This is a genomic window from Aquimarina aggregata (genome assembly GCF_001632745.1).
Taxonomy (GTDB): Bacteria; Bacteroidota; Bacteroidia; order Flavobacteriales; family Flavobacteriaceae; genus Aquimarina; species Aquimarina aggregata.
Map to the genome: position 1 here is coordinate 428,617 of NZ_LQRT01000024.1, position 16,652 is coordinate 445,268.

Annotated in this window: 16 protein-coding genes; 4 read left to right on the forward strand and 12 right to left on the reverse strand. The window is 30.3% G+C overall.

The window, feature by feature from the left end; genetic code table 11:
* Positions 1 to 100 precede the first annotated feature (100 nt).
* Positions 101 to 1,204, forward strand: coding sequence for a biotin synthase BioB (gene bioB / locus AWE51_RS17055; protein WP_066315755.1), 1,104 nt, complete (start codon positions 101 to 103; stop codon positions 1,202 to 1,204).
* A gap of 53 nt (positions 1,205 to 1,257) precedes the next feature.
* Positions 1,258 to 2,142: a cupin-like domain-containing protein gene (locus AWE51_RS17060; protein WP_066315759.1), complete on the forward strand. Its 885-nt coding sequence runs from the start codon at positions 1,258 to 1,260 to the stop codon at positions 2,140 to 2,142.
* Between the two features lie 69 nt (positions 2,143 to 2,211).
* Here AWE51_RS17060 and AWE51_RS26595 read toward each other — a convergent pair whose 3' ends face one another.
* From AWE51_RS26595 to AWE51_RS17100, 12 genes are all read right to left on the reverse strand, one after another.
* Positions 2,212 to 2,373 (reverse strand): hypothetical protein, encoded by a 162-nt coding sequence (locus AWE51_RS26595; protein ID WP_157766142.1) that lies wholly within the window; start codon positions 2,371 to 2,373, stop codon positions 2,212 to 2,214.
* 31 nt (positions 2,374 to 2,404) lie between these two features.
* Complete coding sequence (locus AWE51_RS26600; RefSeq protein ID WP_157766143.1) at positions 2,405 to 2,560, reverse strand: hypothetical protein; 156 nt, start codon at positions 2,558 to 2,560, stop codon at positions 2,405 to 2,407.
* 173 nt (positions 2,561 to 2,733) lie between these two features.
* Positions 2,734 to 3,204 (reverse strand): regulatory protein RecX, encoded by a 471-nt coding sequence (locus AWE51_RS17065; RefSeq protein WP_232517402.1) that lies wholly within the window; start codon positions 3,202 to 3,204, stop codon positions 2,734 to 2,736.
* A 45-nt stretch (positions 3,205 to 3,249) separates the two neighbouring features.
* Positions 3,250 to 3,732, reverse strand: a complete 483-nt coding sequence (locus tag AWE51_RS17070) for a hypothetical protein (protein ID WP_066315761.1) — start codon at positions 3,730 to 3,732, stop codon at positions 3,250 to 3,252.
* Positions 3,733 to 3,744: 12 nt separating this feature from the next.
* Complete coding sequence (locus AWE51_RS17075; protein ID WP_066315763.1) at positions 3,745 to 5,052, reverse strand: HlyD family secretion protein; 1,308 nt, start codon at positions 5,050 to 5,052, stop codon at positions 3,745 to 3,747.
* A gap of 16 nt (positions 5,053 to 5,068) precedes the next feature.
* On the reverse strand, positions 5,069 to 7,330 hold the full coding sequence (locus AWE51_RS17080) for a peptidase domain-containing ABC transporter (RefSeq protein WP_082832491.1): 2,262 nt from the start codon (positions 7,328 to 7,330) through the stop codon (positions 5,069 to 5,071).
* A 33-nt stretch (positions 7,331 to 7,363) separates the two neighbouring features.
* Positions 7,364 to 8,953 (reverse strand): vitamin K epoxide reductase family protein, encoded by a 1,590-nt coding sequence (locus AWE51_RS17085; protein WP_066315767.1) that lies wholly within the window; start codon positions 8,951 to 8,953, stop codon positions 7,364 to 7,366.
* Positions 8,954 to 8,987: 34 nt separating this feature from the next.
* The gene (locus tag AWE51_RS17090; protein WP_066315769.1) at positions 8,988 to 10,190 is read right to left on the reverse strand and encodes a lanthionine synthetase LanC family protein; all 1,203 of its coding nucleotides are present in this window, start codon (positions 10,188 to 10,190) and stop codon (positions 8,988 to 8,990) included.
* A 329-nt stretch (positions 10,191 to 10,519) separates the two neighbouring features.
* On the reverse strand, positions 10,520 to 10,687 hold the full coding sequence (locus AWE51_RS26605; protein WP_157766144.1) for a class I lanthipeptide: 168 nt from the start codon (positions 10,685 to 10,687) through the stop codon (positions 10,520 to 10,522).
* A gap of 209 nt (positions 10,688 to 10,896) precedes the next feature.
* The gene (locus tag AWE51_RS26610; protein WP_157766144.1) at positions 10,897 to 11,064 is read right to left on the reverse strand and encodes a class I lanthipeptide; all 168 of its coding nucleotides are present in this window, start codon (positions 11,062 to 11,064) and stop codon (positions 10,897 to 10,899) included.
* Positions 11,065 to 11,109: 45 nt separating this feature from the next.
* Positions 11,110 to 12,006 carry a thiopeptide-type bacteriocin biosynthesis protein gene (locus tag AWE51_RS17095; RefSeq protein WP_066315771.1) on the reverse strand — a complete coding sequence of 299 codons (897 nt, stop codon included), beginning with the start codon at positions 12,004 to 12,006 and terminating at the stop codon, positions 11,110 to 11,112.
* Between the two features lie 9 nt (positions 12,007 to 12,015).
* Positions 12,016 to 14,178 carry a lantibiotic dehydratase family protein gene (locus AWE51_RS17100; RefSeq protein WP_066315773.1) on the reverse strand — a complete coding sequence of 721 codons (2,163 nt, stop codon included), beginning with the start codon at positions 14,176 to 14,178 and terminating at the stop codon, positions 12,016 to 12,018.
* A 411-nt stretch (positions 14,179 to 14,589) separates the two neighbouring features.
* Here AWE51_RS17100 and AWE51_RS17105 point away from each other — a divergent pair, with 411 nt between their 5' ends.
* Positions 14,590 to 16,287 carry a helix-turn-helix domain-containing protein gene (locus AWE51_RS17105; protein ID WP_066315775.1) on the forward strand — a complete coding sequence of 566 codons (1,698 nt, stop codon included), beginning with the start codon at positions 14,590 to 14,592 and terminating at the stop codon, positions 16,285 to 16,287.
* A 141-nt stretch (positions 16,288 to 16,428) separates the two neighbouring features.
* On the forward strand, positions 16,429 to 16,629 hold the full coding sequence (locus AWE51_RS17110) for a hypothetical protein (RefSeq protein ID WP_066315777.1): 201 nt from the start codon (positions 16,429 to 16,431) through the stop codon (positions 16,627 to 16,629).
* The last annotated feature ends 23 nt before the right edge of the window (positions 16,630 to 16,652 follow it).

Genomic DNA, 16,652 nt, shown 5'->3' on the forward strand with positions numbered 1-16,652 from the left:
GTTTTATGTTTTTTTGTTATTAAAAACTAAGAATTTGATATTTCTTAGTTGTGTTTTTTGATTATAAACAATTACTTTTGAAGATTCACATACCTTTTTTATGAACGTTATAAGACACGATTGGACAAAGCAAGAGATTCTTGATATTTATAATAAACCCATGATGGATTTACTGTATGAAGCAGCAACAATTCATCGCCAATATCATGATCAAAATACAGTACAGGTATCTACACTATTATCAATAAAAACTGGTGGATGCCCAGAAGATTGCGGATATTGCCCGCAAGCTGCCAGATATCATACAGATATTGAAGGAAATGATCTTATGAGCGTACGCCAAGTAAAAGCGCAAGCGTTACGAGCAAAAGCTTCTGGAAGTTCTAGAGTTTGTATGGGAGCGGCCTGGCGTAATGTTAAAGATGGACAGGAATTCGAGGATGTATTAGAAATGGTTCGGACCATCAACAAATTGGACATGGAAGTATGTTGTACTTTAGGTATGATTACCGAAAATCAAGCACAACGATTAGCAGAAGCAGGTTTATATGCGTATAATCACAACTTAGACACTTCTGAAGAGTACTATAAAGAAGTAATTTCTACAAGAGGCTATGAAGACCGTTTAAAAACAATCGATAATGTTAGAAAAACTAATGTTACCGTTTGTAGTGGTGGTATTATTGGTATGGGAGAAGAAGTAGCAGATAGAGCAGGTATGTTAGTTGCTTTAGCAAAACTAAGCCCGCAGCCTGAATCTGTGCCTATAAACGCATTAGTAGCTGTTGAAGGAACGCCGATGGAAGAAGAAAAACCAGTGGCAATTTGGGATATGATTAGAATGGTAGCTACTACTCGAATTGTAATGCCAAATACACAAGTTAGGTTATCTGCAGGAAGAACAGAAATGACTAGAGAAGGGCAAGCAATGTGTTTCTTTGCCGGAGCAAATTCTATTTTTGCTGGGGACAAATTATTAACAACGCCAAACCCAGATGTAAATGCAGATATGGAGATGTTTAAGTTACTTGGACTTCAGCCTCAAAAACCTTTCGTAAAAAAAGCACAACCAGAAACTGTTGAAGCCGAGGATTCTAAATATGAAGCTCTTGGAGAAAAACCGAAATGGACAAGACCTGGGCATACAATAGATAGAAACGAAACAGCTAAACAAAAAGCTAAAGAAATTATAGAAGATAAGTAAAAGCATGATTTGTGTCTTTGACATCATGAAGTTTTAAAATTAGTTCGCAGAAAATGGAATTAAATTTAGAGCCAATAAAAAGGGTTAAAACAATTTCCAAAGAGAAATTTCTTAAGGAATATTTTGCTTTGCAAAAACCTGTTGTAATAGAACGCTTAACCCAAGATTGGCCTGCATATCATAAATGGAACTTAAATTACATTAATGAAGTAGCTGGCGAAAAAAAAGTGCCTTTGTATGATGATAGGCCTTTATCGTCTGAGTTTAAATTTAATGAACCACATACATACATGAAAATGAGTGAATACATTAATTTGCTCAAAACCAAACCGACTAATTATAGGATTTTTTTATATAATTTACTTAAAGAGGTTCCGAAACTTCAGAAGGATTTTAAATATCCAGATATAGGATTTAAATTCTTAAAAAAAATGCCGATGTTATTTTTTGGAGGAATTAATTCTAAGGTATTTATGCATTATGATATTGATCTAGCTAATATTATTCACTTTCATTTTAACGGAGAAAAACAATGTATATTATTTCCTCCTTCGCAGACCAAGTATCTATATAAAGTCCCTCACGCTCTGATTTCTCATCAAGGTATAGATTTTCAAAACCCTGATGTTAAAAAATGGCCAGCTTTAAAAAATGCTCAAGGTTATATTACAAATCTAAAACATGGTGAGACACTGTATATGCCAGAAGGATACTGGCACCAAATGACCTATTTAACACCTGGTTTTTCCATGAGTATAAGGTCTTATCCTAAGAAAACTTTAAATTTTATAAAAGCAGTATATAATGTTTTTATCATGAGACACTTTGATAATGTTATGCGAAAAACAAGAGGAGAGAAGTGGATGAATTATAAAAATGAAAAAGCTATACTTCGTACCAATAAAAGGAATGGATACTTAATTAATGATGACCAATGAGTAACTATAATATATAAAAACAAAACCTTATATAAATTAAATAATAAGGTTTTGTTTTTTCTAAATGTATTATAAAATCGGAGTAAATTTTTTAATGTTATCGTACCATTCGATAGCTTCTTCTACTGCATCTACAATATCATCAATCCAATCTCCTAACCCTCCTCCTTGAGTTTGGGTAATTTCTTGAATATTTAGTTCTGTGACATTTAATTGCTTTACATTCTTCATGTTTTGTTGTTTTTAAGATTTGTAATTAGTTCTAATTAGATTGATCAAAAACACCAGCTTCTCTCATCAAGTCTTTTATCTTTTCAATTTGATATTGAATGTATTCCTCTATCCAATTTCCACCGTCAATTGATCTCATTTCTGCAGTGTTTAGTTCTTTAATGTCACACTTTTCTGTTTTTTTCATTTTTTGAAGTTTTAGATGTTATTTTCAAATTCAAACATATAGTAGAATGGTCTCAAATTATGAGAATATGATTTTAATATTGAATTAGAAATGGATTCAACTATGTTCAAAAGAAAATGAATAAGGAAGTATTATGATCTTATACAAACAAGAATATTATTAATAAAAGTATATTAGAAAGGGATAAGTTCATTAACTTTTTCGAAGACCAGATGAGTCTCCCAGCCACGGTATAAAAGGTAATCAACTAACTTTTTTCGTTGTTTGTTTTTTTCTGATTCACGAATTTTATCAAACTTCTTTTCTGCGAGTTCATGAAAGGTAGTTAGGTAGTCTTTGTCTGAGATTTCTTTAAGAGCTGTTTTTATATTGTATTCAGAAATTTCACGAAATTTAAGTTCTTTAATTATACGTTGTTTACCCCATTTCTTGATTCGAAATTTTCCTCGGGCAAAACTTTGTGCAAATCGTTCTTCATTCAAGAAATTATGTTCTAGAAGGTGTAAAATGATTTTTTCTTTGGCTTCAGGAATTAAGTGCATTGTAGCCAGTTTATTCATAATATCTTTATGACAACGTTCCTGATATGCACAATACCGCTCCATTTTGCTAGTAGCTTCTTTAACTGTTATAGATTGTTGCATTCGATTGTACATTGGCATAAAGGTACAACGCTTTTGCAACACCTTTTATAATTGAGCTTCTAAAATTAGCAACTTATTGGTAATGATATCTTTTTTAGAGAGTCTTTTCTTTTTTAAAAAAGTTCTTACTTTTCTTTCTTCTGGCTTGTCTTTTATATCGGTTAGAAGATTTTTTCGAGTAAGCTTTCGCAACTCTAGTGGGGCATATTTTGTTTTGTAATAATAGGTATCAAATAATAGCCACTCGGGCATTATTTTTTTGTTTTCCTTATAAATATGAATCCAGTCGTTATGGCCAATAAATTCGCAAAAATTTCCATTAGGTAATATGGTAAAATGAAAAGGATCTATTTCATGATCACTATCAATATCAGAATTAATAATACGAATAAGATTGTCTAGATTTAATGGATTGTCGGCATAGAACAAAAGTGTTTCTAATTTATGTGTGATGTCATAAGCTTCAATTTTATTCATTTCATCAAAATGCTTTACAATTTCATGAAGTATTTTCTTGTCGTTTTTCATGATTAATAAAGGTTATGAATTATACTTGAAGATATTTCTAAATTGATAGAATACTCTTTCAATTACTTTTAAGTCTTCTGTCACAATCCCTGCAGTACCTCTCATTTCTCGATTAAAGGATAATGTTTTTCCATAAGTTGTTTGCAAGTTTTCTGGTAAGTTTACTTCGATATAATAGTTGCCTTCGTTATCTGGGGATAAGGACATACTAATTACCTCGCCTCTTACCATTCCAAATTCCTGATAAGGATAATTATCTAGTTTGATTAGAACATTTTGGTTAGGTTTTATTTTTCCTGTATTAATTGCCGGAGTTGTTATTTTTCCGACTAAAAGTGATTTTGAAGGCAAAATAGTTAATACATTGTCTCCGGCTTTTACAAATTGATTTTTCCCCCAAAATTTTTGGAAACTTACTTTTCCATCGATAGATGCGATAAGTAAATAATTTTGTTCCCATTGTTTAAGGGCTCTTTTTAATTGTTTGTAAGATGAGATAACATCTTTAAGGAATTTTGTTTCGTTTTGAATTTTGCTAATATTAGATCCTTGAATTCCTCTGCGAGTATTGTTTTTGGATTCTTGGATTTGAGACATATTAATCTTTGTGTTTTCATAATTACGTCTTGCCTGTAAGTACTCTAATTCTTTGTTTTCAAACTCTACTTTAGAAATTACACCTTTGGTATATAACCCTTTGGTACGTTCTAAATCTTGTTTTCTAAACTCTAATTCTTTTTTTTCTAGTTCTCTTTGAGTCTGTAATACTTGTATTCTACCATTTAATTCAGATAGCGTTTGTTGACCAGAAATAGCTTCCATAGAAAAAGGTTTTAAATTTTTATTCAAAATAAAATCAGTAAATGATTTTTCAAATAAGGCATAATCTTGTTCCAATTCTCCAAGAGATAAATGTGCTGTTTTATCTATAGGAAACTCAAAATTCTGATAGTCTAAACGCAGCGTGTCTACGATACTTTTTAGTTGTAAGAAATCTTCGAAATTTGCAGTATTTTCGATAACAGCAAGTATTTGTCCATGTTTTACATATTCTTGATCTTTAACCAAAAGCTTAAGAATTCTTCCACTATTTTTTGCTTCAATTTTTTCTACTGGGACTTCGGTTGTAATAGTGATGTTTGAAGTAACCATATCTGGATATTCTACAATGCAACTAGCTCCAACGATTAACATTAGAATGAAGAAAACCACTGTGATCCCCCAACGAGTCATCCAACTTGGGGGATTACTTAATATTTCTTGGACCTCTTCTGAGCGTAATTCTAATTCTTTAAGTTTATTTTTTTCTATATCATTCATAACGATAAATATTATTTTAACTTATAATTGTAGCTACAGAATTACCATTAAGAAACTCTGCAGGCAATGGTTTCTTGCCATTTAATTTTTCTAATTCTAATTGGTTTTTTACCAATTCATAATAGGCTCCTTTATAGTCTAAAAGTTCTTTATGTGTTCCTTTTTCAACTATTTTTCCGTTATCCATTACTAAAATTTGATCTGCATTTTTTACTGTACTTAATCGATGTGCAATGACTACTGCAGTTCGACCTTTAAAAAATGTATTTAGATTTTCCATGATCGTTTTTTCATTGTTAGCATCTAATGCGCTTGTAGCCTCATCAAAAAATATAAAATCTGGATTTTTATACACAGCTCTAGCAATTAATAACCGTTGTTTTTCTCCTCCGCTGATTCCAACTCCTTCATTTCCAATTTCGGTATTGTAACTAAGAGGTAATCTTTCTATAAAATCTTTGATATTCGCAACTTTTACAGCATGTAAAAGCTTGTCTTTATCGATGTAATCTTCTCCTAAGGCAATATTGTTTGCAATGGTATCATTAAAAATATAACCATCTTGCATAACGACGCCACAATGACCTCTCCAAGTTTTTTGTGAGATATTTTCAAAATTTTGATCCCCTATTTTAATAAGCCCTTTGTTAGGTTTGTAAAAACGCATTAAAGCTTTCATTAAAGTTGTTTTACCACTTCCAGATGCTCCAACAATTGCCGTCTTTTTATTACGCGGAATAACAAGATTCATGTCTTTGATAATTGGTTCTTCTGCACCGATGTACCTAAAAGTTAAGTTCTCTATTTTTATATCACCTTCAGTTGGAATTTCATAAACTTTAGCATCTTCTATGTTTTCTTCATTGTCCTGATCATGAACTTCTTTTAACCTTTCAAGACTTATTTTTGCATCTTGTGTTTCTTGAATGAATTGTAATAATTGTGATATAGGATTATTTAATTGACCTATTATGTATTGAATAGATAACATCATCCCCAAGGAGATTTGACCACTTAAAACCAAAGAGGCAGACGTAAAGGTGATGAGTATATTTTTGAATTGATTAATAGATGTAGAACCTATAGTCTGTGTTTGTTCTAATGTTAACCCTTGAGTTGCAACTTTAAATAGCCTAATTTGTATAAACTCCCATCCCCAGCGTTTTTGTTTCTCTGCATTATGTAACTTAATTTCTTGCATCCCTTCGATAAGTTCGATGGTTTTGCTTTGCTCATCACTCATTTGTTTAAAACGCTTATAATCTAATTCCTTTCTTTTTTTAAGGAAAAACAAAATCCAGATAACCAAAAGCGTACTTCCTATTGCAAAAATTCCAAATATCTTAAGATTGTAATAGGCCAAAACTGCACTAAAAACTACGATGTTAAAAAAGGAAAACAGGGTATTTAAAGAAGAATTGGTTAGTAGTTTTTCAATTCTTTGATGGTCATTAATACGTTGCATTAAATCACCGGTCATTCTAGTGTCAAAATAAGATATTGGAAGGTTCATTAGCTTGATAAAGAAATCGGAAACTAGTGAAATGTTGATTCTGGTACTTAGGTGCAGTAATATCCAACCCCTTATGGCATCAATACTAATTTGACCAATGAACAACATAATTTGCGCTCCTAGGATTAGATGTATAAAGTTGATGTCTTGATTTTGAATTCCAATATCAACAATACTCTGTGTTAAAAAAGGAAATATTAATTGTAGTAAACTTCCAGCTAACAATCCAACTAGAAGTTGCATCATTAAACTTTTATATTTAAATAAATATCTAAATAAGAATGAGAATCCAGATTTACCATTGTTTACTTTATCCCAATTGGTATCATAAAATTTAGGTGTTGTATCCAGAGATAAAATAAGCCCCTCTTGGGTTTTTTCATTAGCATTGTTTCCAATCCATGCTTCTACAAACTCCTTTTTGCTATAATCGATCAACCCATAAGATGGATCTGAGATATATACTCTGTCATTTTTAATTTTATAGACTACTACAAAATGGTATTTTTTCCAGTGTACTATGCATGGTAGTGGCACATCTTCTTTAAAAGTTTCATAATCGGTTTTTATACCAATTGATTTGAAACCCATGTTTTCTGAAGCTTCGGCAAGTCCTAAAAAAGAACTTCCTGTCCTTGTTGTTTGACTTAAGTTGCGTATGGTTTCCAGAGGAATAACTTTGCCATGATGTTTGCTTATAATTCGCAAACATGTTGGACCACAATCTTTGGCTCCGGGTTGTTTATAGAAAGGAAAAGTTTTCAAATTCTTGTATTTTATGTTCTGTTTGTATATCGTTTAAACCAGTGTTAAATCAACATTATATTCCTGTTTCTCATGTAAAAAATCACTGTCGTTAATCAAATCTTGAATAAAATAATCCAGATTTTCTATATCATAGATTAGTGGGTATTGATATCCATTAATCAGTACTACTGGGGCAAAATCTATTTGATTTTTTGCACACCATTTTTTTTGATGTATAAATGTTGTATTCGCTCTAGATTCGTTTATTTCTGAACCATATTTATCCAGCCAGTTAAAGACATTTTCGTTTTTAAACCAATCATTTAAGGCACCGGAAAAATGTTGTCTTCCTTCACTTAATTGTATAGTAATTAAACGTTGACAAAGTAATTTGTACTCCTCGTATTCATCTTCGATATCAACATTAAGAAGTATGTCTAGATGCAGTTTTTCAGGGTACTTCTTAATTAATTCTTCTAGAAAAAAATGAGCATTTTTACAGTGATCGCAGAAAGGGTCAGTTACTAGTGTAATTGTTACATCTGCAAGCGTATTTTTTGGTGCAATAGTAGTAATGGGGCTTTTGTTCAGAATAGCATTTTTGAATATTGAATAATTACGTAAAAAGCGAGTAGATTTAATCTCATGCGTTCTTAGGTAATTAAGCTTATTTAATATTTTTTTAAGGTAAGTCCAACCAAAAACCAATATAATTTGTATGCCTATAAATAACTGTATTGTATCAAAATTAAATTGAGGAGTTATGGTATTTAGAACAAAAACCATTTCAATAACAAGTGTAGTTAGTATAGCCAGACATATAGGACACCATTTTTTTACAATAAATTTTTGAAAATAGATAGAAGTAACAATTATCGGAAGACTCCCTAGAAGGAGTATTTTTTGATAGATAAAATATGTTGAGGTATTATTAGAGATTGAAAAAACGAAATAAGAAATGAGTTGGGATAAAAAGAAAACTAAACTTAAATCAGAAAAACTGATTTTCTCAAAAACTTTCCATTTTTTGGAATTCAAAACGGCATTGCAGTTAGCGCTTGAAGAAATTGAGCAAAATTTATTAAAAATCCTTGAGTCAATTTTAAATAGATCTTTCAGAGAAAAAATAGAAAGTGTTAATCCAACTATTGGAAATATATAGAATAAGTTTTCTATGATCGTATTGTATTTGCTAACAAGTGAGGTAAAAAAAAGAATAGATAATAAGACTAAAGCAGAAAGAGCATATTTGTTTTTTGACTTTCTAGGTTGGTTTTCTGTGGTTTTATGATCTAATAAAAGCACAATACCTTTCCAACGTTGTTTTAGGTGAGCCAAAGAAGTCTTTTTTGAATCTAGGTAATAAGTATTGTTTTTTTTCTGTATTTGGTGTAGATCTTGTTTTGCATATCGACCTTTTAAGAACGTAAGATAATGATCTGGTGTTATATCAATATCTTTAAAATCAACACTGTAAGCGTCACAATTAATTTCAAAATATGCTAAAGTATCTATTACAGATGTTATGTTTGGGTACTTAGGATGTGTTAATAACCTAAAACCAAAGGCTTCTTTATCCAAAGAAATGTTTTGTTGCTTTGAATAGCTTAGTATTGATTGTAAAAGATTATTATTTTCCATCTGTCGATTTTTAGTTTTTTAAACAATTAAGGTTTTAGAATAACATAAAGAAGTCGCTCCAATCATATTGGTTGTAGTGTAACGATAGTAATACTAATCCTGTTCCGCATAACCCATTAAGAACAGAGACTTGATCCATTGTATACGAAGAATCTTCATTTTGTCTATACCAAGGCAAGTAGATATCGCCTTGTATGTTTAATTGTTTTTCTAGATTTTCTAGTAGTTGTTTTTTCCAAAAATCAATTCGTTTGTCTAGAGTAGTATTTTTTAATTGATTATTGATTTTTTGAAAGATGTAAGTTATTCCACTAAGACCATGGCAAAATCCAGTATCAAAAAAAGAATAGTCTTCATAATGATCTAGTTTAGAATTGCTCATTCTTCTAAGCACAATACTATTTAAGAGTGTTTGAATTTCTTTTTTTAAGTCATCTCTTTTTAGAATTTTGCTGGCATATAATAATGTATTTGCAATACCTAGATCTCCGTAACACCAACCTAAACGACTGTTCATATTTCTTAGGTGTACATCTTCAGAAAAATAGTCTGGAAATTGACTTAGAAGTTTCGTCTCATTTTTGAAGCAAATAAAGCTCTTTATAATCCCTTCAATTAAAGTATCTATATGTTCGTGTTTGTATCCTAATTCTTTTAATCTTACAAGAAATGCTAGTATGCCTGGGAGACCATGCGCCATACCCAAATTAACAAGTTCTTTGTTATCCTCGTTTTGATCGTACCAAAAGATACCTTGATCTGTTTCTTGACGATGCTCATATAGTGAATTTAAAAATTGATCAATTAATCCATTTACTTTTTCTTTATCCTGGTTTTTAGAATTTATAAAGTATAATAGTTTACCAATACTACCGTGCATTGGATCAAAGTGATTGGTTTTAAAATCAATGGATAACGATTGTAGCAGATATTCTTCAAGCCCTTCTAGAATTTTTTCATCTTCTATGATATTACATTTCATTAGATATTGAATCACATAAAATATTCCTTCAAATCCTTCAAAGAATCCAGAACCTAGATTTCGTTCGCCAAATACTTGAGTTAATGTTTTAAGAAGCTTTAATGCTTTTTGTTTGTAGATATCTTCATTCGTATATCGATATAATGTTGCTTCAAAAATCAAAGCCCCAAGATCATTATGAATTGTTGGAATTTCCATTTTTTCAGCTTTTTCAAAAAGAATAGATTCTATTTTTTTTATCTGTGTTTCTATCATTTTTAGTGTATTTATAAGCAACTTTTGTGATTGTCGAATTGTAGTATCATTTTTCTGAATGAAATAAGTCTTGTACTACTGTAGAAAATAATTTTATTGTTAAAAAAGAATTTCTTTGTTTAACTTTACCTCTTGAGAAGTAGTTTTTCTATTGCTTCGTATTAATACTTATTTTTTCCATGCACATATGGAATTAAATTAGGAGAGATTTTGCCAGCAATTTTTAGACCTTTTGCTGGCAAAAATCTAAACCTCCTATGAGAAGAACATTCAGGTTTGGTTATCATGGGATGTTTGTCAAAATAACGGTTACCTGTTTGTTGCTTTAATTACTCAATTGTAATTACAAGATTTGTTGGATCCTCGCAGCAAGGTTTTCCTTTTCTTGTACTTCTTTTACAACTAGCAAGACAGATTTCAATCCCTCCGTTTACACTTGCCATTTCATCGTTGTCCATTTTAGAGATAGTCTCTTTGTTTAAATTTAATTTATTCATTGTTTTGATTTTTGTGAAGTAGTTTTTTTAGTACTTCGTATTAATACTCATTGTTTTTCCATGCACACATGGAATTAGATTAAGAGAGATTTTGCCAACAGTTTTTAGACCTTTTGCTGGCAAAAATCTAAACCTCTTAATTTGGAAAATACTTAGGCTTGGTTATCGATATACATACCAAAATAACGGTTACCTGTTTGTTGTTTTAATTACTCAATTGTAATTACAAGATTTGTTGGATCCTCGCAGCAAGGCTTTCCTTTTCTTGTACTTCTTTTACAACTAGCAAGACAGATTTCAATCCCTCCGTTTACACTTGCCATTTCATCGTTGTCCATTTTAGAAATGGTTTCTTTGTTTAAATTTAATTTGTTCATTGTTGAAAATTTTAAAAATTACCTACTCTTTAAAGGATTTTCGGCTTACTCCTGTGCTATTAATACTTTTTTTGGTACACTATTTTTCATTTGTGCAGCTTTGCTTCTATAATATTGATATAGATAATTATAGAGTACCCATTCGTTTAATCGTTGATTGGATTTAAAAAGGCGATTGCAATGCATATGAATGTAACTACTCAATAAATCAGGAAGATCTAATTTGGTTTTCATGCCTTTATTTTTTCTAGCAATTTGAGAAACAACCCTTTTATTTTCTTCTAGATAATTTTGAAGAACCATATCAAATTCTTCATTTGTATTTTGATCCATTATTTGATTAATATCGCTTCTATTGTTTCTAAATTTTTTAGATAGTTGCCGGTTTATATCTGTATTAGCACCCATTTCTTGATCAAAATCTTTTTTCAAGCCCTCAAAAAAATCTCTTTTTTGAATTACACTCATATTCCAGGCATCTAAAAATGTATCGATCGTTTTTATGCCCCATAACCACCTTTGATTATCATTGGTAACTCTAGAGATTAGGTATACTATTAATCTACTGTTGATAAAAAATATAGATTCGGATTCGTCTATAGTTTCATTGCCATATCTTTCTAACTCTCTTTTATAAGTATCTGCAACGACCTTTTTTATGGTCTTATCGTTTATATATGGCAGTATAGCTTTATGTAACGATTGGATCACATAGTTAAGATTTTGAGGATCTAAGACTCTAAATCTAATACGCACATGTCTCTCTGTATCTTTATAATTAATGAAGAACCATTTATCTATTACATTTTCTTCTAATAATTGGTTTGCAATAGGCGTAAGTGTTTTGGTTAAAAAGATATCCGAGATTCGTGATCCCATATATAATTTATAGTATAGCCACTCACTTCCTATAAAAAAATAACGCTGTACTTTTGGTGTCATATCCGGTTCTTATTTTTGTTTGATGAATGAAAAAAACAGCTCGTTACAAAATGCTTCTCCTTGTCTGGTTACCAATGCATTTTCTTCGTCAAATAAATACTCTGCCAAAGTAATTTGAGATCGTTTTTTTATAGTCGACAGAAATGTTTGTACACTTAAGGGATGGTCTAAGTCTATTAACAATTCATTATCATCATCTTTCAGCATTATTTTTTGCGGTAATTTCTTTTCTTTTCTCCATTCAGTTAGATCATCTAGTTGAATAATTTTTTGAATTTCTTTTTTTCCAATTGTCCATTGAGCAAGAGAAAGTATTATATTTTTATAGCGCACTCTTGGCAAGAAATTTCTGTTTTGTGCAGCATTTCCCCAATCGAATTCTAGATTTTCACGTAGATTCTGTGTTTGGATGTCGCATAAAAAGTGATAAATAGGCAAAGCGTTGTAAGAGAAATTATGAGCAGTTGCCATACGAGGCATAATCTCTTTATTTAATTTTTTTGAGAACAATACAATTCTATCATTTTCTACAGATACTAGAATATCATCAATGGGTATTTGTTGCTCAACAGGTAATGTGCTTTTTGTTAGATAAGGAATTTCATATGCTCTAAGATGACTCCTATTAATGATATTACCGGTTCTTTTTTCTGGGAGATGAGCGATTTCGGCAAAAATCACATCTTTTTTCTCGCTTTCTTTTTTGGTAATTTTCTTTAGAAGCTGATCAATTTTTTTATCTGCTTGTGTAAATCGTCCAAGCATGTAGGTGGCAGAAGCTCCTCCTACATAGGACATATTAATTAATGGATTGTCACTATCATTATTAAATACATGGGCGATAACAGTAAAAGACAATGGTAGATTATTCCAATTTTCTTTAAAGTAATCAAGATCACTTTCTGTAAGAAACATTTCTGTTGCGTCTTTATCTAACTCGATTAATTTTTTATTTAAGAATCCATCTATTCTAGTCCATCTTATTTTTTTGTGCTGGGCGGTATAGTTCTTTTTAGATATATTTAGATCATTAATTAAGGGAGATATATCATAATCATCTTCATTATTAAAGCCATAGCCTACACCAGTTTCTACATCTAAAGCAAGCGATAGAGGGACTTGTTCTTCTTCGAATATGGCGAAGAATCTATTTCTAAAATTTGTTAGCTTTTCATCTTCTCGGTATGGAACAAGCTTATTAAGAAGCTGTACTCCTTTTTGTATATCTTTTATTACTTTTTCTGAAAGTGTGTTGGAGGCTGCTGAGATAATTAAATCGGTCTGAAACAAGTATTTTTTATTATAGCTAATTTCAAATGAATCTAGTAATTCAGATAGTTTTTCGTAATACGAAAAGTTATTGGTATACTTACTATTGTCTAGAGTTTCTAAAAGCTCTTTTATTTGTTTTAATCTATTTTTTATGTCTTGATCAGGAATAGTATCCACTAATATTTCTAAGTAATTTTTTCCTGTTACAGAAGGTGAAATAGAGCTTATTAATATTTGATTGTCGATAAGTTGATGAACAAAAGCCGTCGCGTCTTCTATTGAGACTTCTGGATCTACAATAAATTGTGCTAATTCCTTGATTTTTATGCCTTTTTTAGTGTGATTTAAGATGTGTTCTATGAATTCTGAATTGTCAATAGATACCGTAAAATGACGTCGATTAGCATTTTGGTACCGATATTCTATATACCTTTGTTTATTGCCGACAGGATATAAACTAGTGTTTGGATAATAGGTGAGTTCACTTCTGATTTGGGTTGTTTTTTCTAATTGTTGAACCAATGTACAGATGTAACTCATGTCAATTCTGGTAAATCTTTTGTGATGTTCAGAAGAGTTAAGTTCTATTTTGGTTTGCTCATCAATAGTGCCAACAGAGCAGCCGCTAAATAATCCAAAAGGTGTGCATCGATGGCCCATTCTAAGAAGATACTTATGTAAAGATTGAATCAATCGATCCGGATCTTTCATTTCTTTTCCGTTAAGATATTTTGTCATTTCCTGATGTAATTCTGGAGAAGCCAAGAAAATAGCTTCGGATACAATTGGAGATGCGCATAGTTCTTTGATTTTATCAACAGTAAGACCTGAGACTTCTGTAGAGGCTAAGTTGTGTGTTCTTAGAACATACTCATCGGCTGGTGTATAGATTTCTGTCATCTTCTGTTATTTTTAGTTTTTTACTAGGTTATAATTCAGTAAGTCTTTTTAAATCTAAAAAAAGGTTACTGCAGATTTTACAACTTCAAATATGATTTCTGTTACTTCAAAAACATAGTGTGTGAATATGGATATCATTTTATTTGAAATTTAATGTTGAAAGTTTGTCGTCTGTTTTTCATTTTGACTTGAGCAAATATATGTTCGATAAAACCTTAAAAACAAGGCTAGTAACCTATGATTCATGAATAACCAGCAGACTATTTATGAATTAACAGTAAGAATAAAATTTGTTAAAGGGTATAAAATGAAGGGTTTATAAAACAATTGGTCACATTACTATTAAAAAAAGAAAATGTTATATTTATCCTTCGCCATATGAGCGAATATTACTCTTAAACTTTAGTAAAATTGGAAAATCTATATTCTTTTTTTAGATATTATCATGTTAGAATACTCTACAAAAGAGTGGTTGTTTTTTTGATTCTTATAAATACGATCAATGTTTTTTCTCAAGAAAAAATAGATTCTTTGCAAAACAAGACATACATAGAATTGGCAGATGCTTTTTTTAATGAGGATGACAATAAGGATACGATTGCAGCAACTAGTTATGCAACATATTTTCTTGATAAAGCAAAAAAAGAAGACTTCCTAGAAAGAATAGCTCAAGGGTTTAATTTATTAGCACATATTCATAAAGGCCAGGATAAATTAAATTATTTAGATAGTATTATACAGTATACCAAAGATGCAAATTTAAAAGAATACCCTCTAGAAGCATATATTCATAAGACGGGATATTATTATGCAAAACGAGATTTAAAAAAGGCATTAGATAATTGTATACAAGCCAACCTATATGCGGATAGAAGTGATAATGAAAATCAGAAAATCAGAACTAAATTTAGGATAGGTTTGATTAAAACCCGATTGGGATATTATGAAGAAACTTTAGAAATATTTAAAGATTGCGCAGATGGTTATTTAAAGGAATCTTCGGATAATAGTTATTTAACATCGTTATATGCTATAGCCGATACGTATAGGCATTTGAAATTATTAGATTCTGCATCTTTTTACAATGAAAAAGGAATTAAGACAGCATTGTCAAAAGGTTATGAAGAACGATATTACTATTTCTTGTTAAATGAAGGTGCGAATCAATATGATAAAAATAATTATCAAAAGTCTATAGATTATATAGATAGAGCTATTCCATATCTTCAAAAAATTAACGATAAACCCAATGTTGCAATGGGATATCATTTTTTAGGAAAAGTATATAAGCAATTAAATGATAATGAAAAATCTGAACTCTATTTAAAAAAAGTAGATACAATCTATCAAGAGACTTCTGATATTCATCCAGAGTTAAGAAGTGGATACGAAATCTTGATTGATATCTATAGAAAAAATGGTGATACAGAACAACAATTGTTGTATATCGAAAAATTACTAAAAATAGATAGTCTTTTAAAAAGTAACTATGAATATTTAACAAAGAAGCTTACAAAAGAATATGACACTCCGAAATTAATTAATGAAAGAGATATTATTATTAAAAAATTAGAGAATAAAAATATTTATTGGAGCATCTCTTTATTAATAACTCTTGCCGCTTTTGGAGTTGTTTTGGTATATAACTACAAAAGACAACAAATTAATAAAAAGAAATTTGAAGAATATTTAAGTTCACAAAAAAGAATAGACAAACCAATTGAAGTCAAAAGCGATGAACTACTGATATCTCAAGATATTCAAGATCATATTAATCTAGGGTTAGAAAAATTTGAAAAGAATAAAGGATATTTAAATGATTCTATTTCCTTAAATAGTTTAGCAAAGCAACTACATACCAACACTAATTATTTATCTAAAATGGTAAATCATTATCAAGAAAAAAGTTTTGGAAGCTATATTAACGAACTTAGATTAGAGCATACTATTGAGCGACTAAAAACGGATCTAGTTTTTAGAAAATATTCGATCAAAGCAATTTCCGAAGAGGTCGGTTTTAAAAGTCCAGAGTCTTTTTCGAAAGCATTTTATAAAAAAACACAGTTAAAACCTTCTACTTTTATAAAACAGCTCAAAAAAGAAGGATAATTATAAAGCATTGTAAATCAGTTTTTTACATTAAAATAAAACTGCTTATTCATAAATGTAGACTGGTACTCAATTAAATGAGTACTAATTACAATCGGTTTCTTATACATTTGTTTCATCACAAATTAAAACTTTCGCAAAATGAAAAATCGACTTAAAAAGAAACTGAATTTCGAAAAATTGACAATTGCAAAATTAAATAATATCGATAGAATTAGAGGTGGTTATGGTGATGGAGATACGGTAGATCCACCTATCGAACCAACCAAGTCTACGGATCCTTTTAATCCTAGATGTAGATCTAAAGGAGCTTGTGTCATAGGAATTATAAATATTGCTTAGAAACAATTGATTATAGATATGTA